Source organism: Mycobacteroides immunogenum, from assembly GCF_001605725.1.
Lineage (GTDB): Bacteria > Actinomycetota > Actinomycetes > Mycobacteriales > Mycobacteriaceae > Mycobacterium > Mycobacterium immunogenum.
The window spans coordinates 3,224,791-3,248,529 of sequence record NZ_CP011530.1; the positions used below are offsets into that span (position 1 = coordinate 3,224,791).

Here is a 23,739-nt window from a genome sequence, read left to right on the forward strand (position 1 = left end):
CCTCATGTGTGGTATGGGAGTTCGAGGGTCACCGGTCCGCAGACGAGCATGATCATGGCGAGCGCGTTCTCGGCGTTGTGGAAGCCGTAGGCCCTGCGGATGATCAACCGGACCTTGTTGTTGAGCCCTTCGTGGCGGCCGTTGGCCAGTCCGCGCTCCACCGCGGCTTGGATGCCATCGAGGTGTTTGTTGATGGTTCGGCCGACCTTGACGAACTGCGGGATCCGGCACCGCTGCGCCCATGAGCACCATTTCCCGAGCATGTCGGTGACGGTGTCGGCGTCAAGATCCCCGGCGAACACCGCCCGCAGCGATTCCTTCAGTTCGTAGGCGCGGACCAGTGCGCCGCCCTCGCGTTTGAGCTGGGCGAGGGTGGCTTTCTGTGTGTCGGTGAGGGATTCGGGGTTCTTCAGCAGCGCCCAGCGGGCTCCCTTGTAGGTTTTGGCGATCTGCTTGTCCGACAGTTTGCGCGCGGACTGCCATACCTGACGGCGAACGTCGTCGAGGGCGTCGGTGGCTAGTTTGACGACATGGAACGGATCGAAGCAGATCACCGCCTGCGGGGCATGTGCGCGAACGGATTTCGCGAATGCCGGCCCGAGGTCCATCGACACGGCCTCGATCTTCTTCGCGCCATCGGCGGGTAGGGCCGCGGTGAAGAACGCGTCGAGAGTGGCTGCCTTCTTGCCCGGCGCACCCCACACGATTGTGCCGGTGTCGTGGTCGGACACCAAAGTCAAATACTTGTGGTGCTTGCGCCAGGAGATCTCATCGACGCCGATGTCGACCAGCCCGGCCAGCCGGTCGGGGTCCAGTTTCTCGGCCACGACGCGCGAACACATCGCCCCGACGGTGCGCCACGTGACGCGGCAGAACGTCGACACCGTCTTCTTGTCACACTTGGCGGCCAGCCAGACCGCAAGGTCCTCGAAGTCGCGGGTGAACCCCGATCCCGGCCGCGCGAACGGCACTGACTCGGCCAGGACACCGTGCTCGGGGCAGCGCAACCGACGTCGCCGCAGTTTGAGCACACATACCCGCCCACTGAGGTCCAGGTGCCGCCACGCCGAATCCACCATCCGTGTGTCGTAGCGGTGCCGGGTACGGAAATCGCAATGCGGACAGGACATCACCCGCTGTTGCGGGCGCACCCACACCGTCACCTTGTCGCCGCACTCGACGTCGCGGACCGTGGTCTTCGGCAGGTCGAGGACACGGTTGAGTAAAGTGGTCGCGCGCACGGGCAAGCTCCTTGGTACGAGGTGTAGGAGCTTTCGAACCTATGAGCTACCCGTGCGCCCAGACCACTCCGCCACGCGAGACATAGCACACCCCACCCGACCCACATTCATGGCAATAGAGCCAAAGAAACCATGCGCGCAGTTCTCGCGGGAGAACCGACCAGCGAGGAATCCGCCGCTGCACACCGCCACGCACCACGGTGACGAGTCTGCGAGCATGGGAGCCGTGTCAGCACCATCCCCATCGAACCCAGCAGATGCCGGTGGCCCCGGCTGGCTCGCTCCTATCGCGGAACTACTGGCCCTCGCGGATGCCGAGCTGAAGTGCGCCTACCCCGAAGACCGCGGTGAACCGCAGCCCATCCACACCGTGTACGCCAGTGCGGCTTCGGCCGACACCCGGCTACCGCGACAATGGGGCGCATCGGCCCTCGCGCTGGCCGAGCACCACGAGCAGACACTGTCGGCGCTTGACGTCCATGGCGTCCTCCCCCGCGTCAAGGAACAGCTTGCTACCGCGCCCATTCAGGATCTGCGACTCGATTTCGAGGATGGCTACGGCTGGCGCGAGGACAGCGCCGAAGACGCCGACGCACGCAAGGCCGGGCGCGTGTTACGCGCGCTGTCTATCGACGCGAATCCACCTGCGGCACTGGGTATCCGCATCAAGGGCCTCACCTCGCTGCACCTGCGGCGCAGCGTGCGCACACTGGAGCTGGTGCTCGACGGCGCGTCCGGAGTGCCGCGAGGATTCGTGACCACCATCCCGAAATTCCGGACGCTGACTCAAGTCGAGGCCGCACTCCGGCTGTTCGACGAGCTCGAGCGAGTACACGGATTACCTAACGGCTCACTGCGTTTCGAGCTTCAGATCGAGAGCCCGCAGGCGGTGCTGGGCGCTGACGGCACGGCCACCCTGGCCAAGGCCATCCACGTGGCCCGCGAGCGCCTGACGGGACTGCATTACGGCACATATGACTACAGCGCGGCCTGCGGGATCGCCGCCGAACATCAATCGCTGGAGCATCCGGTGGCCGACCATGCCAAGGCCGTGATGCTGGCGGCGGCGGCACAAACCGGAGTGTGGGTGTGCGACGGCTCCACCCAGGTGGCCCCCGATGGCCCGGCGGAACAGCAGGCCGCCGCACTGACCCGCCATCACCGGCTGGTGACCCGCGCCCTGGAGCGCGGCTACTGGCAGGGCTGGGACATGCACCCGGGACATCTGATCACCCGATGGCTGGCCACCTACGGATTCCATCGGCGCGCGCTGACGGTAGCCGGCCCCCGCATCGTCGCCTACCTGCAGCGACAGGGAGGCGCCGTCGTCGACGAACCGGCGACGGCCCAGGCATTGGCCGCCGGGGTTCTGCGCGGTCTGGACTGCGGCGCCTATTCCCCCGACGACGTGGTCGCCATCGCGCCCGGATGCGACCGGGCGGTACTGGACCAACTCGTGCAACGCACCACAACAGGAGATACCGACCAGCAATGACCGGCAACACACCCACCGGGCTGCCAGATTTCACCATGCTGCCCGACTTGGCGCTGCGCCCCCTGGGCGCAGCGGTGATCTGGGCCAACGACGACTTATTCGCCGAGAAGGAGAACCTGATCAAACCCGGGCCGGCCGACTATCGGCCCGCGACCTTCGGGCACAAGGGACAGGTCTATGACGGATGGGAGACCCGGCGCCGGCGTGACCCCGCGGGCGAACCGGGCCATGACGCCGCGATAGTCCGGCTGGGTGTGCCCGGGGTGATAGCGGGCGTCGTCGTCGACACCGCATGGTTCAAGGGCAACTACCCGCCGGAGATCTCGGTGGACGCCGCAGAGATCGAGGGATACCCACCGGCCGCGGAAATAGCCCGAGATACCGCCTGGCACAGCATTGTTGACCGTACAAAGGTCTACGGCGACAGCCGCAATGCCTTCGATGTCGATTCGCAACGGCGCTGGACGCACGTGCGGCTGACCATGTATCCCGACGGCGGTGTGGCACGGCTTCGCGTCCACGGCCGCGGGCTGCCCGACCCACGGTTCCTCAACGCCGGGCAGTTCGATCTGGCGGCCATCGAGAACGGAGGCTTGGTCACCGACTGCTCCAATCGGTTCTACAGCTCGCCCCAGAATCTGCTGTTTCCGGGTGTCGCCCGGGTCATGGGTGACGGATGGGAAACCGCGCGGCGCCGCGACGACGCCAACGACTGGGTCCAGGTGCGGCTTGCCGGGGAGGGATTGATCCGGATCGCCGAAATCGATACCTCCTATTTCGTGGGTAACAGCCCGGGCGCGGCGGCACTGCGGGGCCTGACCGCACAGGGCGACTGGGTGCCACTCCTGCCCCGAACGCCGCTGCAGCCCGATACCCGGCACCGCTTCTTGCTGGATGATCGGCAGCCCGTCACCGAGGTGCGCCTGGACATCTACCCCGACGGCGGGCTGTCACGTCTACGGCTCTTCGGCGACCTCACGACGGCCGCAATGGACTCTCTCCGCGGCCGCTGACTGGCCCGCACCGCGCACGGCTGTCCTGGGCGTCAATAGAATCGTTCGACGTGACCGAACAAGACAAGGCGCAGTCCGCACCGGCCAAGGACGCGACGCCCGCGCTCGACGTGGAGGGCTCCGGCGTTCAACCCCCGGTTTCCCCGCGCATCCGCCGGGCTTTCTGGTGGCTGGAACGCTTCGCACCGGCCATCGGATCACGCTGGGCGGTCGAGCTGTGGTGCACCCCGCCGGTCATCGAGTCGAGTCTTCGCATGCCACCCGGCGTGCCCGCCGGCGAGCCTCTGGAGGCCCATTGGGACGGCCACCGGATTGCGGGTGAGTCGTGGGGCGAGGGACCGACGGTCTACCTGGTCCACGGCTGGGGCGGTCAGCGCACGCACCTCGGGATCTTCATCAAGCCGCTGCTGCAGGCCGGATACCGCGTCATCGCCTTCGACCTGCCCAGCCATAACGAGTCCGAGCGCGGTGCACTGGCACCCGGACGCACCACGCTGATCGAGTGCGCGCACGCAGTGGCTGCCGTCATCAAGGAGCACGGGCCCGCCCACGCGGTGGTGGCCCACTCCCTGGGTGCCAACGCGACCACCTTCGCGGCCTCCTATGGCGCACCGGTGGGCCGCGTGGTGTACCTCGCGCCGATGGGCGATTTCCCCCTCTACCTGGACCTGTTCGCCGCACGCCACGGCTTCGGCAAGCGGATACGCGCCGGACTGGAGCGCCAGCTCGAGCGCCGCATCGAGTTGACGCTGCCCGAAACCGAGTTGGCCCGCGTCGCTGCGGCCGCCGGGCATCCCCCGCTGCTGCTGATCCACGACCCCGACGACCCGGACACGCCGTACGCGTCGAGTGAGCGGCTGGCGCAGTCATGGCCCGGCGCACGTTTCATCGCGACGAAGGGACTCGGCCGCCTGGCACACTTCCGAATCCTGCGGCACCGTCCCGCGATCAACGCCGGCCTGGAATTCATTGGCGCCGCATCGGATTAGCCGATAGCGGCAGCCCCGACAGGCCGCGGATCCGCCCTAGGCCCCCGCGCCGAGTACCAGCGGTAGTAATCGTTCTGCACCCGGCTGACGATTGCCGGTGCCACGCGATACGCGTCGCGATACAAGATGCCCAAGGGATTGTTCACCTCACGGCTCTGCCGCCGGATCGCGTCGATGACCATGTCGACGCCCTCCTCCAGCGTCAGTGACGCGTATTGGCTCCAATCCGTGGGCGCGATCATGTCGGTCGCGACCAGCGGCAGATGGATGTTGGTGACCCGCACGCCGTCAGCACGGCTCTCGATGCCCGCGATACGCAACACCGCGTCCATGGCCGCCTTCGATCCGACATAGGCGGAGAATTCGGGCAGATTGCCCAACACTCCGATCGATGAGCTGTGCACGATATGTCCCGAACCCCGCGCACGCATGCCGGGCAGCAGGCGCAGTACCAGGCCGACACCGCCGAGATAATTGATCGCGACCGTCCTTTCGTAGTCGTGGAGCCGATGCTCGGAATCGGCCAGTGAGCGCATGATCGACCGGCCCGCGTTCAGCACCAAGATGTCCGGTGCCCCAAAACGTTCCAGGACCTCGTCGGCGACCGCACCCGCACCCTCACCTGTCGACAGATCGCCGGGCACGGCGTGGGCCGTGCCACCGCGCGCGGTGATGACGCGCACCACCTCGTTGAGCTCATCGGCGCGGCGCGCGGTGACGACGGCGATGGCCCCCGCCGCCGCGACCTGCTCGGCGAGCCTGCGGCCGATCCCGCTCGACGCACCGGTGATCAACACGGTGCGGCCGCGCACGCGCGAGGCCAGCGTCGGCGTCCATGGATAACTCGCCCTGACCGGTTTGGTAAGCGCGTTGATCATGTGCCTGACGGCCCGCATCGGCTCTCCCATTGTTCATGTGCGGCTGAGTGTTTCACGAGCAATGATTATGTTGACATCAAACGTTGTCAAGATGGCCGACCGCCGCCGGGTTACGGCGCCACACAAAGCTTCTGTTTGCTATCGTTCTCAACAAGTCCAAAGCTTGGGGAACGTATGCGGTTCAGCGCAATAGCCTTTCTCATCGCGACAGTGCTCTGCGCCTGCGTCTCGCCCAGTAGCTCGATCCGTCACGACGAATGGTCCGCACTGGTCTCGATGCTTGCCGACCAACAGCGGGCACTACATGAAAAAGACCCCCGCTATGACCTTCCCGGCGCACGCACACCGACGACCCGCACCGACATCCGCACGAAGGAGCGGCAGTGGGGTCTTTACCTCGACGCCGACCACCGCGAATTGCTCCAAATCTCCGACGGCCTGCACGCCATCTGCGGATTCGACGACTTGTTCTCCCTCGCCGATTCGGGGCCCGGCTCGCAGAACTGGGAAGACATGAAGGCGTATATCCAGGGGGCCTCCCTCGGCCCCGAATACTTCGGTGCGCATTCCTTCAACCAGCTGATGCCCGTCCTCGGGACCACCGGTGACTATGTCGTGATCATCGCCGTCGCGCACTCGTATTTCAGCGATGAGCCGGGCGTGGTGTTCGAACTCGGCGGAGCCGGCGCCCACGGGGTCGACCAATATCCCACCCTGATGGAGGCGGTGCGTAGCAAGGCGGAGTCGTATCAGAAGGAGCTCAAAGATGCGCGCGCGTAGGCCACGCGCGGAACCACGACGAGCGTGTGATCGTCTTAGCCATGTAAGAAGCAGTTCCGGGGGGAGCACCGGACATCGGCAGCAGGCTCGGCCACTCAGGGGCGGCTAACTCATTCCGGTGTCCGTGATCTCTCTGGTCCCACCCGGTTCGCCCGGTAACCAGTTAGGTTGAACACCATGCCCGATCTGCCTACTCGTACATACGTTGAGTTTCCCGGAATCAGCACCCGCGCCTGGGAGCACCCCGCCGATCGTGCCGCGCTGCAAACATTGCGCAGCCTCAAGGGGTTCGACACCATCCTCAAGGCGCTGGCAGCACTGCTACGGGAACGTCAGCACCGGCTGATGTACCTGGCCACCGCGATCCGGGTCGACGATCGACAGTTCAGCACGCTGAACGACACCCTCAACGATTGCGCCCGCATTCTGGACGCCCCCGAGGTCCCCGAGCTCTACGTCATCCAGGGGCCATACGCCAACGCGTACACCATCGGGATGGACCGTCCGTTCATCGTGCTCACCTCCGGCTTGTTGGATCTGATGAACGAACAGGAGCTGCGCTTCATCGTCGGCCACGAACTCGGGCATGCCCTCTCCGGACATGGCGTGTACCGCACCATGTTGCTGCACCTGATGCGGTTGGCCGGCAACCTCGGCTGGATGCCGATCGGCGGATGGGCGCTGCGCGCCGTCGTGGCCGCACTCATGGAGTGGCAACGGAAATCCGAGCTGTCCGGGGACCGCGCCGGCATGCTCTGCGGGCAGGATGTGGACACGGCCATCCGCGTCGAGATGAAACTGTCCGGCGGTTCACGGCTGGACGAGATGGATACCCAGCGCTTCCTGGCGCAGGCAGCCGAGTATGAACGCACCGGCGATATGCGCGATGGCGTGCTCAAGCTCCTCAACCTCGAGCTGCAGTCACACCCGTTCTCGGTGATCCGGGCGGCCGAGCTCAGCAAATGGATCGACCGCGGCGAGTACGGCGCGATCCTCGGCGGCAAGTACCCGCGCCGCGATGACGACGAGCACGCCGATCTCGGTTCGGATTTCCGTTCTGCGGCAAGGACATACAGGGACAACTTCGATTCCTCAACCGACCCGTTGATCTCCGCGCTGCGCAACTTCGGATCCACCCTCGACGGTGTGGTGAACGTCGTCGGACAAGGAGTCAGCGACGTCGCCAGCGACGTCCGGCGCCGTTTCTCGGAGTGGCGCAGCAATTCCGAGGGCGAAACACGCGACGGCACCTGACCACTGGCGCGACCATGCGATCAGCGACGACGGAGTAGGCCGGCCCGAATCATATTGACACCATCGGTTATTCGGTGGCCCACACCGGCCCCGCCGGTTAGCCTCGAGATCCCATGACATCCACACACGACCCACACGTGCTGCGCGCCACGATGCGTGCCGACCTCAGTGTCGCCATGAAGTCCCGCGACAGCCAAGCGGTCGGCGCGTTGCGGACGGCGATCGCCGCGATCGACAACGCCGAGTCAGTGGACACCACAGCCGATATCGCCACCAACAGCGCCCATGTCGCCGGTGCCGCGATGGGTCTCGGCGCGGCCGAGGCACCCCGCCGCACGCTCTCCCCCGCCGAAGTCCGCACCATCCTGCAGGGGCAGATCGACGAGCGGACCACGCAAGCCGAGCGCTACGAAGCACTCGGCCAGCCCGACGCCGCCGCGAAACTGCGCGGCGAGGCTCAGGTACTCGCCGAATATCTATAGCGCCCCGTACCGTCGCGCGATGCCGTCGCACAGGATCTCGACGCCCTTGACGATCACTTCGCGCGGGTTGGTCACCTGAGGCAGGTCACCCAAGCCCACCAAGGCCGCCAACCGCGGCGATTCCGGCATGTCGACGTTGCCCTCGATGAGTGCCGACAACCCAGAGAAATCGGTGCGGGCCCCTGGTGAAACAAGTTGGCCACCGACGGCACCCAGACCCACGCCCTGCGAGTAACTCCACACTTGGAACGACAACTCGGCGGCCTCGGGTACCGGAACCCCCAGGTGCCCAAACGCCTCAAGCAGCCAGTCGAAACACACCAGGGTCTCGGGTTGCATTCCATTGCGTGGCACCGCATACGCCAACAGCACCCAGGGATGGGTGCTGTACAGATTGAAGTCGTACTCCACGGCGACACGCACCCGTGCGCGCCAGTCAGAATCGCCCAGCATCTCGCCGGGGTACGCGAACCGCCGAGTCACCTCGGCGGTCATCTCCACCAGGAGCGCATCCTTGTCCGCCACGTGGCGGTACAGGGACATGGCGCCCACGCCGAGCGCCTCGGCGATCTTGCGCATCGAAACGCCGGACAGACCGTCCGAATCCGCTATCTCGATCGCCTTGGCGACAATCGACTCCAATGTCAGGCGCGGATCCGTCACGGCGCTCCCTCCACATTCGATTGACCATCTTAGCCGATTTGCGTACAGTGTACCCAGTCTACTGCGTACGCCGTACGCGCCCAATTATCACCGGAGCGATACCCCATGACCAGCTGCAAGTCCACCGCGCCAGAAAACGCGACTCCCCTCGAGGGTGCCCGCGCTGGACGCCGCACGTGGTTCGGCCTGGCATCCCTACTACTGCCAGTGTTCCTGGTGTCCATGGACGTCTCGGTGCTATTCCTGGCCATGCCGCGACTGTCCGAATCGCTCAATCCCTCAGCAGCCGAACAGCTCTGGATTCTGGACGTGTACGGGTTCCTGCTCGCGGGCCTGCTCATCACCATGGGAAATCTGGGCGACCGCTGGGGGCGTCGTCGCCTCATGCTCTGGGGTGCAACACTTTTCGCAGCCGCCTCGGTGCTCGCCGCATTCGCACCCACACCACTGGCACTGATCGCCGCCCGCGCGCTGATGGGCGTCGGCGGGGCAACCCTACTGCCGGCCAGCCTGGCGCTTATCGGGGTCATGTTCCCCAACGCCCGCCAGAAGGCGCTCGCGGTCGGCATCTGGGCTGCGGCCTTCTCCTTCGGCGCGGCCGTCGGGCCGGTCATCGGTGGCATGCTGCTGCACCACTTCTGGTGGGGCTCGGTATTCCTCATCAATGTCCCGGTGCTGATCGTGCTGCTGCTCACCGCGAACGCGCTCATCCCCGAATACCGCAACCCGGTGCGGGAGCCCTTCGACCTCGCCGGCGTCGCGCTGTCCATGCTCGGCATCATGACCCTGGTCTATGCGATTAAAGCTGCTGCGACACATGGCTTCTCGTTGTCAGTTGCGGTCACCGGTGTGATCGGAGTAGTCACGCTCGCGGCGTTCATCCGCCAACAGGTGCGCAATCCATATCCGCTGCTCGCGCTCGACCTGTTCCGCAATCGGACCTTCACCGTGGCAATCGTCGGCACCATCGCAGCGATGGCCACCTTCGGCGCCACGACGTACCTCACCGGCCTCTACCTACAGTCGGTACTGGGGTTCGACGTGCTGGCCGCCGCTTTCCTGGGACTGCCGATGGCGGTAACCGTCGCCTACTTCTCGATGGACGCAGCGCGTATCGAACGCCTGCTCGGTGAGCGCTGGACGTTTGTGGTCTCGCTGCTAGCAATGGCTGTCGGCAACGCGGTGCTGCTGGGGCTCGGCCCACACGGACCAGTGGGCGTCTACATCGCGGCAACAGTGATCGTCGGCGCCGGCGCAGGGGTGATGTTCACCTTCGTCTCCGCCGTGGCGCTCAATGCCGCCCCCACCGAACGGGCGGGGCAGGCCACAGGCATTTCGGAGATGAGCTTCGAGCTCGGGACGGCTTTCGGGCTGGCGCTGTTCGGCGCACTCGCTTCGGCCATCTTCACCGCACGCACCCATGTGCACGAGACGCTCGGGCAGGCCATGACCCGAGCCAAGGACATCGGCGGCGAAGCGGGTGCCGCCGCGGCCGATCTCGCCAGGACGGGTTGGACCGACGGCATCCATGCCGTGGCCGGGGCCTCCACACTCTTACTGGTGGCCACCGCAGTCGCCGCCGCGGTGGTTATGCGCCCGCAGAATTGACGGCCGCCGGTTTCGGGAACCTTCGGCGGCCGAGACTCGTAGAAAACATATGAGCCGTGAGATCCGAGAACTCGACTCCACCAACGAAGCTGTTGCCCACCGCGTGATCGCCACCGCCTTCGCCGAAGATCCCGTGGTCCGATGGGTGAACTCCGAACCCCGGCGTGACGAAGCCATCTTCCGTGGCATCGGGCTGGCCCTGCACGGGTCCGGCCAGGGCGAATATCTGCTGTACGAGGACGGAGTGGCGGTCGGGGCCGCCCATTGGGATCCCCCGAGCTGGGAGCCGCCGGCCGCGCAGCGGCTCCGCGCCATTCCACTACTGTTGGGCGGCCTACGGCTGGGTGTCGCGCGCGGAATCGCGGTGGCGCGTGCTACCGCGGCGGTCCGCCCCACACACCCGCATTGGTATCTCGCGACCATCGGTGCCACCGTCCCCGGCAGAGGTATCGGATCGGCGCTCCTCAAACACGGGATCGACCAGATCGAGGGACCCGCGTACTTGGAGAGTTCCAACATCCGCAACAACCCCCTGTACGAACGCTTCGGCTTCAAGGTCGTCGACGAGATCAAACCCACGGCCAACGGTCCCCGCCTGTGGGCGATGTACCGGGACTGATTGCGCCCCAACGTCGCTGATTACGGGCCGCCGGATTACTGAGAATCGGTAACGACCACGACTAGGCTGACGATGCAATACCTAGAGTTCAGTGTGCGCATTTAGTTGCCGATAGTTGTTCCCGCGCGGCTCGGCGGGGCACCGGTAGTACAGAAGGTTGAGATGACGACTGTTCCATCTCCCGGCGAGGAGACCGCGATGCGGACGTGGGAATTCCCCGGGGAAAACCCCGAACCTCCCGCGCAGTGGAGCAAGTACGTACCCAGCGAACCGCAGCTGCGTGCGGCCGCCTTTGGCACCCTGGTTGGCCTGCTGTTCGCGGTGCTGATGGGCGCCGCGTACGGCGCACAACCTGGCGCGTCGCTGTGGTCGTTGAACAAGACCGTGTTCCCCACCCATTCGCAGGACGTGGCGATACGCGCGGTGGTATCTGATCTCAAGAGCGCCCAGGACATCTTGGGCAACAGCAAGCAGCCGTCGGCTGATCAGCTCACCGACGTCCGGAGCTCGTTGAATGACGCCAAGCAGGGGCTGGAATTCGTCTCGGCCTCTGATGAGCGCACCTCGCTACAGAACCTGTACATGCAGCTCAACCAGCAGCTCCGCCAGTACACCCCCGAACAGGCACAACAGCTTCCCGCGTTGCCCGCACCCCCGGGAGTGAATACCGACACGAACCTGGCGGCCAATGTGGGCCCGGCGGCACCGGCAGCGTCACCGCCCAGCTGGGGATACACCGCCGCGGCGAACGCACCAGCACCCGCGGCCGAGACCTATGCCGTTCCCCCACCTCCCGGTATTCCCGTCGACCCCGTAGCGGACTGGCCGGCCCCCATCGCTCCTCCGCTCACCCCCAATCTTCAGGATCTGGGCGGCTTTGACCCGTCATGGTCGCCGCTGTACGGATACAACGTCCTGGACTGGTTCAACTGGGGGCTGTCCGGATTCAACCGCTACGGATATGACTTCATGGGCTTCGATCGCTGGGGCTATGACCGCTGGGGCTTCGATCGCTGGGGCTACGACCGCTGGGGCTACAACTGGGATGGCTACAACTGGTCGGGATACAACCGCGACGGCAGGGATCGCGACGGCCGCAATGAGTGGGGTCAGCGCAACGACAACGACCCCCGCGACCAGAACTGGTACGACCGGTACCACCCCTATCGGCAGTACTACGACTGGAAATTCCAGAACACCAATCCGGTGTACAGCCGCAGCCTCTGGGATCAGTCACACGGAATCGACCCCTCCCAGTACCGGGACTGGAATCTGAATCGCAACTGGGACAACCCGTTGGAGCGTGACTGGTCGCCCGTGGCGCATATCGCCGATCGCCCGGTGCTGGCCGAGCCGGTGGTCAATCTCGACGCTTCGCTCGCGCAGTTCATCGCCGAGGACAAGTCGGCCCGTCCGTCGCAGGATCTGATCAAGGATCTGTCCACCAAGTCGGCCCGCAACTTCAGTAGAGAGCTGGCAGCCCAGCCCCCGACCCCGGAGAAGTCCTCCAATCCGGACTCGCCGGCTACCGTAATACCCGCTGCCCCACCGGTATTGACGGCCCCGGTACCGAAGGTGCCGCCGAAGGAGGTGCCGGCCGATTTCACACCGCCGGCACTGCCCACGGTGCCGCCGGTAACGCCCGCGCCGTCGACCGAGCCGCGCCCGACCTCGAGCGCCACCAGCCCGGCGCCGTCCGCGGAGCCGTCACATTCGCCGGCGCCATCGTCGGAATCTCCGGCCAATGCCACCACGGGTCCGCAGGCCCCCTCGAGCAGCCCGGTCGCGCCGACTCCCACTCCGAAGGACGAGTCCTCCGCGCCGGTGACCACGCCTGCCAGTCCCACTCACGAGACACCGGCGACACCCACCCCGCGCCAAACGGCCACCGAGCCACCGTCGCAGACGGCGGAGCCCACAACCGCCCCCGAGCCGACCAAGCAGCACAGCACGCCGACACATGAGGCCCCTACCTCAGAGGCCCCCGTGCCACGTGCGACGACTGAACCGGCACCCGTTGAGCCGGTTCCAACCCGCGCACCCGCCTCGGAACCAGCCGCGCCTACCCGGGAAGCACCCACCCGTGAGGCTCCGACACGAGAAGCACCCACCCGTGAGGCTCCGACGCGGGAAGCTCCCACCCGGGAAGCTCCGAGCTACAGCACGGCCACGCAGGCGCCCCAGGCACCCAGCGCGGGTAGCGGTAACGGCGGCGGCGGCGGGATCAGCGGTGGTGGCGGCGGTGGTGGCCGTCACTGACGGGTACCCCACAGCACGTTGAGTAAGGGTACCCTTAGTTCATGCCTACAACATGGATGGACACCGTGGTACGCCAGGTGCGCCGGGCCGGCGACTTTCCGTTCCCACACCAGGCGGCATTCCTCCTCGACAACCCGATTCACCGAAGGTTCGTGAATCCTGCCGCAGTGGCCGAGCAGTTGGCGCTGAGCGGCGACGAATGGCTGCTGGAGATCGGGCCGGGCCCGGGAATCTTCAGCCTGCCCATCGCGTCGCGGCTACCCCACGGACATCTGGACCTGTTCGACGTACAGCCCGAAATGCTGGACAAGGTGAAACGCAAGCTCCGGCGGGCCGGGCACCACCATGCCGGTTTCCACTCGGGCGACGCTGGCAATGGACTTCCCTTTTCGGACAATACTTTTGACGTCGCATTCCTCGCCAGCGTGATCGGCGAGGTGCCCGACAAGACCGCATGCGTTCGATCGCTGGCACAGGTGCTCAAACCTGGCGGCCGACTGGTCTTCCACGAGATCTTCCTCGACCCCGATCGCCTGGGAACCGCCGACCTGCGCGCCCTCGTCGAGCCCCTGGGCTTCTCCTTCACGTCCGCGACGGGAAGCCGGTGGCGCGACATCGTCGAGTTCGCGCGTACCGAGGACGCTTAGCCTCCGCGCGAAGAGGCGCAATCCCGCGCCTCGACTAGGCCGTCCAGAGGCTTTTACACCCGCACACCAGGGTGATGATTAGCCGGGCAGTTCCCGCGGGGCCCGTGTCGCGCCAACCGCTTATGGGCAGTTCAACAGTGGATTTACCCACCCGATAGCGGGACACTGATTGTGAGGAATACCATAACTGGATATATCGTTAGTTTAGGTAATCTACTTTTTGGACTTCCCAAGAACACTCTCTCGATGTGAGGCTGCCCATGACTGTGACCAATGAAACCGACCTGCAGCAGGAGCAGCTGTCCCTCCGCGTTGAGAACCTGCGCGAGACCGATCCACAGTTCCGATCCGCCCTGCCCGATCCGGAGGTCACCAAGCAAGTCCTACGCCCCGGCCTGCACCTTTCCGAGGCTATCGCGACACTCATGACGGGTTACGCCGAGCGTCCCGCACTGGGCGAGCGTGCGCGTGAGTTGGTCACCGACAAAGACGGACGCACCGTGCTGCGCCTGCTCCCCCGCTTCGATATCACCTCGTACGGTGAATTATGGTCCCGCACAACATCAGTCGCAGCCGCCTGGCATCACGAGCCCACCCACCCCGTCAAGGCCGGCGATCTGGTGGCGACGCTGGGGTTCACCAGCATCGACTACACCGTGCTGGATTTGGCGATCATGATCCTTGGCGGCGTCGCGGTTCCGTTGCAAACCAGTGCACCGGCTTCGCAGTGGACCACTATTTTGGCCGAGACAGAACCGAACACTCTGGCCGTGAGCGTTGAATTGATCGGCACGGCACTGGAATCCGTGCGTGCGACACCCTCTATCAAGCAGGTCGTGGTCTTCGATTACACCCCCGAGGTCGATGGGCAGCGAGAGGCCTTCGAGGCGGCCAGTGCCGAACTCGCGGGCACGGGCATCGCCATTGAGACCCTCGACGCGGTGATCACCCGTGGTGCCGCACTTCCCGCGGCCCCGCTCTACGCACCTTCTCCCGGCGATGACCCACTGGCGCTGCTCATCTACACCTCGGGCAGCACCGGGGCGCCGAAGGGCGCGATGCACAGTGAAAACATCGTGCGCCGGTGGTGGATTCGCGAAGACGTCATGGCCGGTACCGAGAATCTGCCCATGATCGGGCTCAACTTCATGCCGATGAGCCACATCATGGGCCGCGGCACACTCACCTCCACCCTGTCCACGGGCGGGACCGGCTACTTTGCCGCATCCAGCGATATGTCAACGCTTTTCGAAGATATGGAGCTGATCCGCCCGACGGCCCTCGCCCTGGTTCCACGTGTCTGCGACATGGTGTTCCAGCGCTTCCAGACAGAGGTGGACCGGCGCCTCGCCAGTGGTAGGGCTCTCGACGCCGACGCGGTGGCCGCAGAGGTCAAGACCGATATCCGCGACAACCTGTTCGGTGGCCGTGTGCTGGCGGTGATGGTCGGCTCTGCTCCACTGTCCGAAGAGCTGAGCGAGTTCATCCAATCGTGTTTCGAGCTGAACCTGACCGACGGCTACGGCTCCACCGAGGCCGGCATGGTGTTCCGCGACGGCATCGTGCAACGCCCACCTGTCATCGAGTACAAACTCGTTGACGTGCCGGAGCTGGGCTACTTCTCCACCGACAAGCCGCACCCGCGCGGTGAACTTCTGCTGAAGACCGACGGGATGTTCCTGGGGTACTACAAGCGTCCCGAGGTAACTGCCGGCGTCTTCGACCCCGACGGGTTTTACATGACCGGCGACATCGTCGCGGAGCTGTCCCACGACAACATCCAGATTATCGATCGCCGTAACAACGTGCTCAAGCTCTCCCAGGGCGAGTTCGTCGCGGTCGCTACGCTGGAGGCCGAGTACGCCAACAGCCCTGTGGTGCATCAGATCTACGTGTACGGGAGCAGCGAGCGGTCCTACCTGCTGGCCGTCGTGGTGCCGACCCCGGAGGCGGTTGCGTCCGCCAAGGGCGATACGGCAGCACTGAAGGCAACCATCGCGGACTCGTTGCAGGACATCGCCAGGGAAATCCAGCTGCAGTCCTACGAGGTTCCCCGTGACTTCATCATCGAGCCGCAGCCGTTCAGCCAGGGCAACGGCCTATTGACCGGTATCGCCAAGCTGGCGCGGCCAAATCTCAAGGCGCACTATGGCGAACGGCTAGAACAGATGTACGCCGAGATCGCCGAGCAGCAGGCCGCCGAGCTGCGGGCGCTGCACAGCGTCGACCCGGACAAGCCCGCGCTGGAGACCGTACTCAAGGCCGCACAGGCTCTGCTCGGAGTCTCGTCCGCCGAACTCGCCGCGGACGCGCATTTCACCGATCTGGGTGGCGATTCGCTGTCCGCACTGTCCTTCTCTGATCTGCTGCGCGATATCTTCGCGGTCGAAGTACCGGTCGGTGTCATCGTCAGCGCCGCGAACGATCTCGGCGGGGTCGCGAAGTTTGTTGACGAACAACGCCATTCGGGTGGGACGCGGCCGACCGCCGAAACAGTGCACGGCGCCGGGCATACCGAGATCCGGGCCGCGGACCTGACGCTGGACAAGTTCATCGATGAGGCCACCCTGCAGGCGGCCCCCTCGCTCCCCAAGACCACCGGTACCCCGCACACCGTGCTGCTCACCGGATCCAACGGCTACCTCGGCCACTATCTGGCCCTGGAATGGCTTGAGCGCCTGGACAAAACAGACGGCAAGCTCATCGTCATCGTGCGCGGCAAGAACGCCGAGGCGGCCTATCAGCGTCTTGAGGAAGCCTTCGACACCGGGGACACGGAGCTGCTCTCGCACTTCCGCTCGCTGGCGGAAAAGCATCTGGAAGTGCTCGCCGGCGATATCGGAGACCCAAACCTGGGACTGGACGCCGAGACCTGGCAGCGCCTGGCCGACACCGTCGACGTCATCGTGCACCCGGCCGCCCTGGTCAACCACGTACTGCCCTATAACCAGCTCTTCGGGCCGAATGTCGTGGGCACCGCCGAAATCATCAAACTGGCACTGACCACCACCATCAAGCCCATCACCTACCTGTCAACGGTGGCGGTCGCGGCGTATGTGGATCCGGCGACGTTCGACGAAGAGTCGGACATCCGGCTCATCAGTGCGGTGCGTCCAGTCGACGAGCTGTACGCGAACGGCTACGGCAACAGCAAGTGGGCCGGCGAGGTACTGCTGCGTGAGGCACACGACCTGTGCGGGCTACCGGTCGCGGTGTTCCGCTCGGACATGATCCTGGCCCACAGCCACTACACCGGCCAGCTCAATGTCCCCGACCAATTCACCCGGCTACTTCTCAGTGTGATCGCCACCGGAATCGCCCCCGGCTCGTTCTACCAAGCACAAGCCACCGGCGAACGCCCCCGGGCACATTACGACGGGCTGCCCGGTGACTTCACCGCCGAGGCGATCACCACATTGGGTACGCAGGTGACGGATAGCTACGAAACCTATGACTGCGTGAACCCGCACGCCGACGGGATCTCGCTGGACAACTTCGTCGACTGGCTCATCGACGCCGGATACCCCATCCAGCGCATCGACAACTACAACGAATGGTTCAACCGCTTCGACACCGCCATCCGCGGCCTACCCGAAAAACAAAAACAACACTCCCTGCTACCGCTGCTGCACGCGTTCGAGCAGCCGTCCGGCGCCGAGGACCATGGGGTTGTCCCGGCCAAGCGGTTCCAGCATGCCGTGCAGGCCGCCGGGATCGGCCCGGCCGGGCAGGATGGCACCACGGACATTCCACACCTGTCGCAACAGCTGATCGTGAAGTATGCCAAGGACCTCGAACAACTCGGGCTCCTGTGACCCGCGCGCTTACAGAATCGACGGTTTCGTAAGCTGCCGATATGACGATCGACGCCGCCGCTGATAACACCAAAGAAGCACGTCGTCAGCGGTTGGGAGACCGCGTCAGGCGCCTATTCACCGAGGACCCGCAGTTTCGTGCTGCCAAGCCCGACACCGCGGTCGATGCCGCCGTTGCCGCGCCCGGTCTGCGGCTCGCGCAGGTGGTCGCCACGATCATGGACGGGTACAGCGACCGTCCGGCTCTAGGGCACCGGGTTCAGGAGCTGGTCACCGACGAGGCCGGCCACTCGCGACTGCGTCCGCTGCCCGAGTTCGAGACCGTCACCTACGGAGAGCTGTGGGGCATGGCGCGTGCACTGGCCTCTGCCTGGTATCACGATCCCCTCGCACCGGTGCGTGCGGGTGATTTTGTCGCGATGCTCGGTTTCACCAGCGTCGACTACACCGCGATCGACCTCGCGTGCATCCATCTTGGCGCGGTAGCGGTTCCGCTGCAGACCAGCGCGCCGGCCTCCAACTGGACCGCGATTCTAGCCGAATCCGAACCCGCTGTACTGGCAGTGAGCGCCGAATTACTCGACGCCGCAATGGAATCGGTACTCGCGACGCCGTCGCTGCGGCATATCACCGTCTTCGACTACCACCCCGGTGTCGACGCGCAGCGCGAAAACCTCGAATCAGCACAGCGCCGAATCGCCGAAGCCGGCCTGCCCATTGCCATCGATGCGATGTCCCTGGTGGTGGGGCACGGGCGCGCCTTTCCGGATGCCCCGCTGTTCATTGCCGAGGAGGGCACCGACCCGCTGGCACTGGTCATCTACACCTCGGGAAGCACGGGCACCCCCAAGGGCGCCACCTATACCGAGAAGATGGTCGCCAAGCCCTGGCTGCGCGCCGACACACTGAGCTCCAAGGCCGAAATTCCACTGATCAACCTCAATTTCATGCCGATGAGCCACGTGATGGGACGCGGCAGCCTCGTCACGGCGCTCGCCTGCGGCGGTTTGGCCTACTTCGCGGCATCCAGCGACATGTCCACGCTCTTCGAAGACATCACGCTGACCCGGCCGACGGTGGTGACCCTTGTGCCCCGCGTGTGCGACATGCTTTTTCAGCGGTACCGCAATGAGGTCGAGCGCCGTGCCGCCGTTGATCCGGCGGCCGATCTACCCTCCCTCGATGATGAGGTCAAAACCGATATCCGTGAAAACCTTTTCGGTGGACGTGTTTTGACGATTGTGTGCGGCTCGGCCCCGCTCTCCGAGGAACTGGCCGCTTTCATCGAATCCTGCCTCGATGCCCGTATCACCGACGGCTACGGTTCCACCGAAGCCGGGGTCATTGTGCGCAACGGCCGCATCCAGCGCCCACCGGTCATCGACTACAAGCTGGTCGATGTGCCCGAGCTGGGCTACTTCTCCACGGACAAGCCACACCCGCGCGGCGAGCTGCTGGTGAAAGCGGAATCGGTATTCGGCGGCTATTTCAAGCGCCCCGACGTCACCGCCGATGTGTTCGATCCCGACGGGTACTACAAGACCGGAGACATCGTCGCCGAGCTGGAACCCGACAAGATCCAGATCGTGGACCGACGGAACAATGTCATCAAGCTGTCCCAGGGCGAGTTCGTAGCCATCGCGAATCTGGAAGCCGAGTACGCCAACAGCCCGCTGGTGCACCAGATTTGCGTCTACGGAAGCAGCGAGAGGTCCTATCTGCTGGCCGTGGTGGTACCGACCGCCGAGGCACATGAACAGAGCCGGGGCAACGGCGAGCTGCTCAAACGCCTGATCGCGGAGTCGCTTCAGCAGGTCGCCCGCGACGCCGCGTTGCAACCCTACGAGGTGCCGCGGGACTTCCTGGTCGAGACCGAACCATTCACAGCGGCCAACGGCTTACTGACTGGCATCGCCAAGCTGGCTCGTCCCAAGCTGCATGAGAAGTACAGCGCCCAGCTGGAACAGCTGTACACCGATATCGCCACCGCCCAGGCCCTAGAGCTGCAGGCCCTGCACTCTGCCGGGCATGAAGGCAAACCCGTCCTCGATACCGTGCAACGCGCGGTCACCGCACTCTTGGGCCTGTCCGCGGCAGAGGTGAGCCCGGACGCTCACTTCATCGATCTCGGCGGAGATTCACTGTCAGCCCTTGCCTTTTCGGATCTGCTGCGCGATATCTTCGCGGTCGAGATACCGGTCGGCGATATCGTCAGCGCCGCCAACGACCTGACTGCTATCGCACGCATCATCGAGCAGCACCGCGACGCGGGGTCGGCAAGACCCACAGCGGAATCGGTGCATGGGACCGGGCATACCGAGATACGGGCCGCGGACCTGACGCTGGACAAGTTCATCCATGAGGCCACCCTGCAGGCAGCCCGCACGCTCCCCCGCGCTGTGGGAATCCCCCAGACGGTGCTGCTCACCGGATCCAACGGCTACCTGGGCCGATTTCTGGCCCTGGAATGGCTTGAGCGCCTGGACAAAACCGGCGGCAAGCTCGTCACTGTCATCCGCGGTAAGGACAGCGCCTCGGCGTACCGGCGTCTTGAGGAGGCCTTCGACAGCGGTGATGCCGCACTGCTCTCGCACTTCCGCTCGCTGGCGGAAAAGCATCTGGAAGTGCTCGCCGGCGATATCGGAGACCCAAACCTGGGACTGGACGCCGAGACCTGGCAGCGCCTCGCCGACACCGTCGACGTCATCGTGCACCCGGCCGCCCTGGTCAACCACGTACTGCCCTACAACCAGCTCTTCGGGCCGAATGTCGTGGGCACCGCCGAAATCATCAAACTGGCACTGACCACCACCATCAAGCCCATCACCTATCTTTCGACGGTTGCGGTGGCAATCTCGGTAGATCCCAAGGTGTTCGACGAGGATTCCGATATCCGCATCATCAGCGCGGTCCGGCCTATCGACGAGGGCTATGCCAACGGGTACGGCAACGCGAAATGGGCCGGCGAGGTACTGCTGCGCGAGGCACACGACCTGTGCGGGTTACCGGTCGCAGTCTTGCGCTCGGACATGATCCTGGCCCACAGCCACTACACCGGCCAGCTCAACGTCCCCGACCAATTCACCCGCCTGATCCTCAGCCTCATCGCCACCGGAATCGCGCCCGGCTCGTTCTACCAAGCACAGGTCACTGGCGAGCGACCACTGGCCCACTATGACGGACTACCAGCCGATTTCACGGCATCGGCCATCACCGCCCTCGGTGCCATCGAAGGATTCCATACCTACGATTCGGTGAATCCGCATGCCGATGGGATCTCGCTGGACAACTTCGTCGACTGGCTCATCGACGCCGGATACCCCATCCAGCGCATCGCCAACTACAACGAATGGTTCAACCGCTTCGACACCGCCATCCGCGGCCTACCCGAAAAACAAAAACAACACTCCCTGCTACCGCTGCTCCACGCGTATCGGTATCCGCAACACGCACACAACGGCGCCTTCCTGCCGGCGATCAGGTTCCGTGAGGGTGTCCAGTCCGCGCAGAACGCCGATATCCCACACCTCACACGGGATCTCATCGTCAAGTACGCAACCGACCTGAAACAGCTCGGCTTGTTGTAGCCGCGCGAATTTCTGTGCCCTGCTTTCAATTTCACGCCAATACCGAAGAAACCCCGGAAGCCGAACGGTCGGCGGTGTTAGTGTCGCCGCCATGGGACAGTGGTCACGCGACGAACTGCAGGGCATGTTCGACCATCACCTGCGGGTGGTCGACGAGATAGGCCCCAAGGGCGACTGGGCCAAATACGCGGATCTGTTCGCCGAGAACGGCACCTACATCGAACCGACCTACGGCACCTTCGAGGGCCGCGAGTCCATTCGCGAGTCCATGGTCAAGACCATGTCAGAGTTCCCCGGCGCCGAGATGCCCCACTACTTCTCCAACTGGCATGTCGTGGACGAGGAACACGGCTGGGTCATCTGCGAACTGGTCAACCGAATGAAGGACCCCGGCGACGGAAGCATCTGGGAAGCAACGAATATCAGCATCTTCCGCTACGCAGGCGACAACCAATGGGCGGGCGAGGAAGACGTGTACAACCCGATGCAGTTCATGATCGCGATTCAGGGCTACGTCCAGCGCAGTGGCGAGCTGGGTTCACTCTCCCCGGCGGCGGAAACCTTCGGGAAAAATATGGGCTGGCTCAGCTGAACACTCCCGCCTAGCTCGTCGCCAGGAACCTGCCGGCCTTGAACGTGCTGCCAAAGCCTTCGACAAATGTGCCGTAGGAGTACACCCGCTGCCCACCGACCACGGTGGCCGCAATCGCCTGGTCGTTACGACACACCTGACGCGACACCCCGAACTCCTCCATGTATTGCTCGTGGTACTCCTCGAGCGAATCATCAAGTCCGGCAGGATCTATCACGGCGATGTCGGCAGTATCGCCGATACGTAACCGGCCCGCATCCAGTCCGTACCACTCGCCCAGCTCACCGGTGAGCCGGTGCACCGCTGCCTCCAGTGGCATGAACGGAGCACCCGCCTCACCGGCCTCCTTGACACGTTTGAGCAAACGTAGGCCCGCGTTGTAGAAGGACATGTTCCGCAGGTGCGCGCCGGAATCGTTGTTACCCAGCTGGAAATGCGGGTACTTGATGGCCTCGTTGAGCACGTCGGTCCGGTCGTTCGCAATGGTGGTGTGCCATCGCACCTTTCCGGGATACTCCGAAACAAGGTCAAGAAACGCGTCCACCGGCTGCACGCCGCGGGCGTCGGCCACCTGACCGAAGGACTTGCCCACCACCGATTCGTCGGGGCAGCCGACGATTTCGGTGTCGTACATGTCCCGGTTCCAGGCCACCACCCCGTATTTCTGCGCCATCTCCTTGCGGAACCGCCGCCGATATCCTTCGTCCTTGATCAGATCGACCCGCTGCAGCTGATCCCGGATATCCAATGCCGCCGTACCCGAGGCGAACTCCTCGAAGATCACCAGGTCCATTCCGTCGGAGTACAGGTGGAACGGCACCGCCAGCAGCTGGAAATTGACCTGGGATCGCAGCAGCGGATTGAGTCCACCAGTGGCCGCTTTGAGAAGTTTGATCACCGAGCGGTTGCTCTTCAGGTCGAAGGCCGCCAACAACGTGGTCTTGAGCGACCGCCGCCATGGGCGGGCACCGCTGAGCAGGAAGTGCATGATGGTCTCGGGCCGCTTCTCGACATCGAGATTCGACTGCACCACGGCACCACGCCGGCGCACCACGTCGTAGAGGGCACCGTATTCGCGCCAGGTGGCGTAGGTGGACGGCAGCTGACGGCCGGCAAAACGTGTGCCTTCGAGCTTGGAGAAACGCAGCCGGTCGGTGGACAGGCCCACAAACCCGGCGTCCAGGGCATCGGTCACCATGGCACGCATCCGGGCAAGCTCCCCAGACGTGGGGCGCTCGGCATAGTCCGTCGCACGCGCCAGCCCCATCACCGCGGCGCGGATATCCGAGTGGCCGATCAGCGTTGCGACATTGGCACCCAACGGAAGTGACTCGATGAACCTGCGGTATCCACGCGGCCCGTCCCAGTCCTTGTGCTCCTTGAGCGCGGAGTGGACCGCATCCCACGGCAGCGCCTCAACCCGGGCGAAAAGGTCGGCGACATCCTCCGGATCGGCATACACCGCCGACATCGAGCAGTTGCCGTAGATGACCGACGTGACGCCGTGGCGCACGGACTCCCCGAGCCCCGGGCTGACAAGCACCTCGGCGTCATAGTGGGTGTGCACATCGACCATGCCCGGGATGACCCATTTGCCATCGGCGTCGATGATCTCGCCGGCGTCGGCAGCCGGTAGATCGGGTGCCATCGCCACCACCTTGCCACCGCGGATTCCGACATCCACGGCCCGGCCGGGCGCTCCCGTCCCATCGAACACCAGGCCGCCGCGCACCAGCAGGTCATATGTCGCCATAGTCGATACACCTCATTCGATCAGCAGATAGCCAGCCTATCGCTGCTCGACCGGGCCTACCTGA

Annotated in this window: 17 protein-coding genes; 13 read left to right on the forward strand and 4 right to left on the reverse strand. The window is 64.8% G+C overall.

The genetic code is table 11. The features are described 5' to 3' along the window. Nucleotides 1–2: 2 nt before the first annotated feature. Complete coding sequence (locus ABG82_RS15735) at nt 3–1,241, reverse strand: ISL3 family transposase (protein WP_043080596.1); 1,239 nt, start codon at nt 1,239–1,241, stop codon at nt 3–5. Between the two features lie 217 nt (nt 1,242–1,458). Between ABG82_RS15735 and ABG82_RS15740 the strand changes: the two genes are divergently transcribed. The 3 genes from ABG82_RS15740 to ABG82_RS15750 are packed head-to-tail and all read left to right on the forward strand — an operon-like array spanning nt 1,459 to nt 4,738. Further along, a complete protein-coding gene (locus ABG82_RS15740; RefSeq protein ID WP_065212769.1) occupies nt 1,459–2,736 on the forward strand; it encodes a DUF6986 family protein in 1,278 nt (425 codons plus the stop codon). Then, nucleotides 2,733–3,749, forward strand: coding sequence for an allantoicase (alc, locus tag ABG82_RS15745; protein ID WP_043075448.1), 1,017 nt, complete (start codon nt 2,733–2,735; stop codon nt 3,747–3,749). Before ABG82_RS15740 ends, alc begins: the two co-directional genes overlap by 4 nt. Nucleotides 3,750–3,799: 50 nt before the next feature. Further along, nucleotides 3,800–4,738 carry an alpha/beta fold hydrolase gene (locus ABG82_RS15750; RefSeq protein WP_078343236.1) on the forward strand — a complete coding sequence of 313 codons (939 nt, stop codon included), beginning with the start codon at nt 3,800–3,802 and terminating at the stop codon, nt 4,736–4,738. Here ABG82_RS15750 and ABG82_RS15755 read toward each other — a convergent pair. After that, the gene (locus ABG82_RS15755; RefSeq protein ID WP_043075763.1) at nt 4,735–5,634 is read right to left on the reverse strand and encodes an SDR family NAD(P)-dependent oxidoreductase; all 900 of its coding nucleotides are present in this window, start codon (nt 5,632–5,634) and stop codon (nt 4,735–4,737) included. The two genes, ABG82_RS15750 and ABG82_RS15755, sit on opposite strands and share 4 nt — an antisense overlap. A 258-nt stretch (nt 5,635–5,892) precedes the next feature. Here ABG82_RS15755 and ABG82_RS15760 point away from each other — a divergent pair, with 258 nt between their 5' ends. The 3 genes from ABG82_RS15760 (at nt 5,893) to ABG82_RS15770 (ending at nt 8,132) form a co-directional block, all read left to right on the forward strand. Next, complete coding sequence (locus tag ABG82_RS15760; protein ID WP_043075762.1) at nt 5,893–6,396, forward strand: SMI1/KNR4 family protein; 504 nt, start codon at nt 5,893–5,895, stop codon at nt 6,394–6,396. Between the two features lie 177 nt (nt 6,397–6,573). Then, entirely contained in the window at nt 6,574–7,650 is a 1,077-nt protein-coding gene (locus ABG82_RS15765; RefSeq protein ID WP_043075446.1) for a M48 family metallopeptidase, read from the forward strand. A gap of 113 nt (nt 7,651–7,763) precedes the next feature. Then, nucleotides 7,764–8,132: a GatB/YqeY domain-containing protein gene (locus ABG82_RS15770; RefSeq protein ID WP_043075445.1), complete on the forward strand. Its 369-nt coding sequence runs from the start codon at nt 7,764–7,766 to the stop codon at nt 8,130–8,132. Here the strand turns inward: ABG82_RS15770 and ABG82_RS15775 are convergent. Beyond that, nucleotides 8,127–8,795: a TetR/AcrR family transcriptional regulator gene (locus ABG82_RS15775; RefSeq protein WP_043075444.1), complete on the reverse strand. Its 669-nt coding sequence runs from the start codon at nt 8,793–8,795 to the stop codon at nt 8,127–8,129. The genes ABG82_RS15770 and ABG82_RS15775 overlap by 6 nt on opposite strands. A 105-nt stretch (nt 8,796–8,900) precedes the next feature. On the opposite strand from ABG82_RS15775, the gene ABG82_RS15780 reads away from it, so the two are divergent. From ABG82_RS15780 to ABG82_RS15810, 7 genes are all read left to right on the forward strand, one after another. Next, nucleotides 8,901–10,403, forward strand: a complete 1,503-nt coding sequence (locus ABG82_RS15780) for an MFS transporter (protein ID WP_043075443.1) — start codon at nt 8,901–8,903, stop codon at nt 10,401–10,403. Between the two features lie 49 nt (nt 10,404–10,452). After that, entirely contained in the window at nt 10,453–11,022 is a 570-nt protein-coding gene (locus tag ABG82_RS15785) for a GNAT family N-acetyltransferase (protein WP_043075442.1), read from the forward strand. Between the two features lie 162 nt (nt 11,023–11,184). Further along, the gene (locus tag ABG82_RS15790; RefSeq protein WP_043075441.1) at nt 11,185–13,281 is read left to right on the forward strand and encodes a hypothetical protein; all 2,097 of its coding nucleotides are present in this window, start codon (nt 11,185–11,187) and stop codon (nt 13,279–13,281) included. A gap of 56 nt (nt 13,282–13,337) precedes the next feature. Next, nucleotides 13,338–13,928, forward strand: a complete 591-nt coding sequence (locus tag ABG82_RS15795) for a class I SAM-dependent methyltransferase (protein ID WP_043075440.1) — start codon at nt 13,338–13,340, stop codon at nt 13,926–13,928. Between the two features lie 260 nt (nt 13,929–14,188). Continuing rightward, entirely contained in the window at nt 14,189–17,743 is a 3,555-nt protein-coding gene (gene car / locus ABG82_RS15800) for a carboxylic acid reductase (RefSeq protein ID WP_054173122.1), read from the forward strand. A gap of 41 nt (nt 17,744–17,784) precedes the next feature. Beyond that, a complete protein-coding gene (gene car, locus ABG82_RS15805; RefSeq protein WP_054173114.1) occupies nt 17,785–21,330 on the forward strand; it encodes a carboxylic acid reductase in 3,546 nt (1,181 codons plus the stop codon). 91 nt (nt 21,331–21,421) lie between these two features. Continuing rightward, entirely contained in the window at nt 21,422–21,922 is a 501-nt protein-coding gene (locus ABG82_RS15810; RefSeq protein ID WP_043075438.1) for a nuclear transport factor 2 family protein, read from the forward strand. A 10-nt stretch (nt 21,923–21,932) separates the two neighbouring features. On the opposite strand, the gene ABG82_RS15815 is transcribed toward ABG82_RS15810, so the two are convergent. Next, a complete protein-coding gene (locus tag ABG82_RS15815; protein WP_043075437.1) occupies nt 21,933–23,675 on the reverse strand; it encodes an N-acyl-D-amino-acid deacylase family protein in 1,743 nt (580 codons plus the stop codon). Between the last annotated feature and the right edge of the window lie 64 nt (nt 23,676–23,739).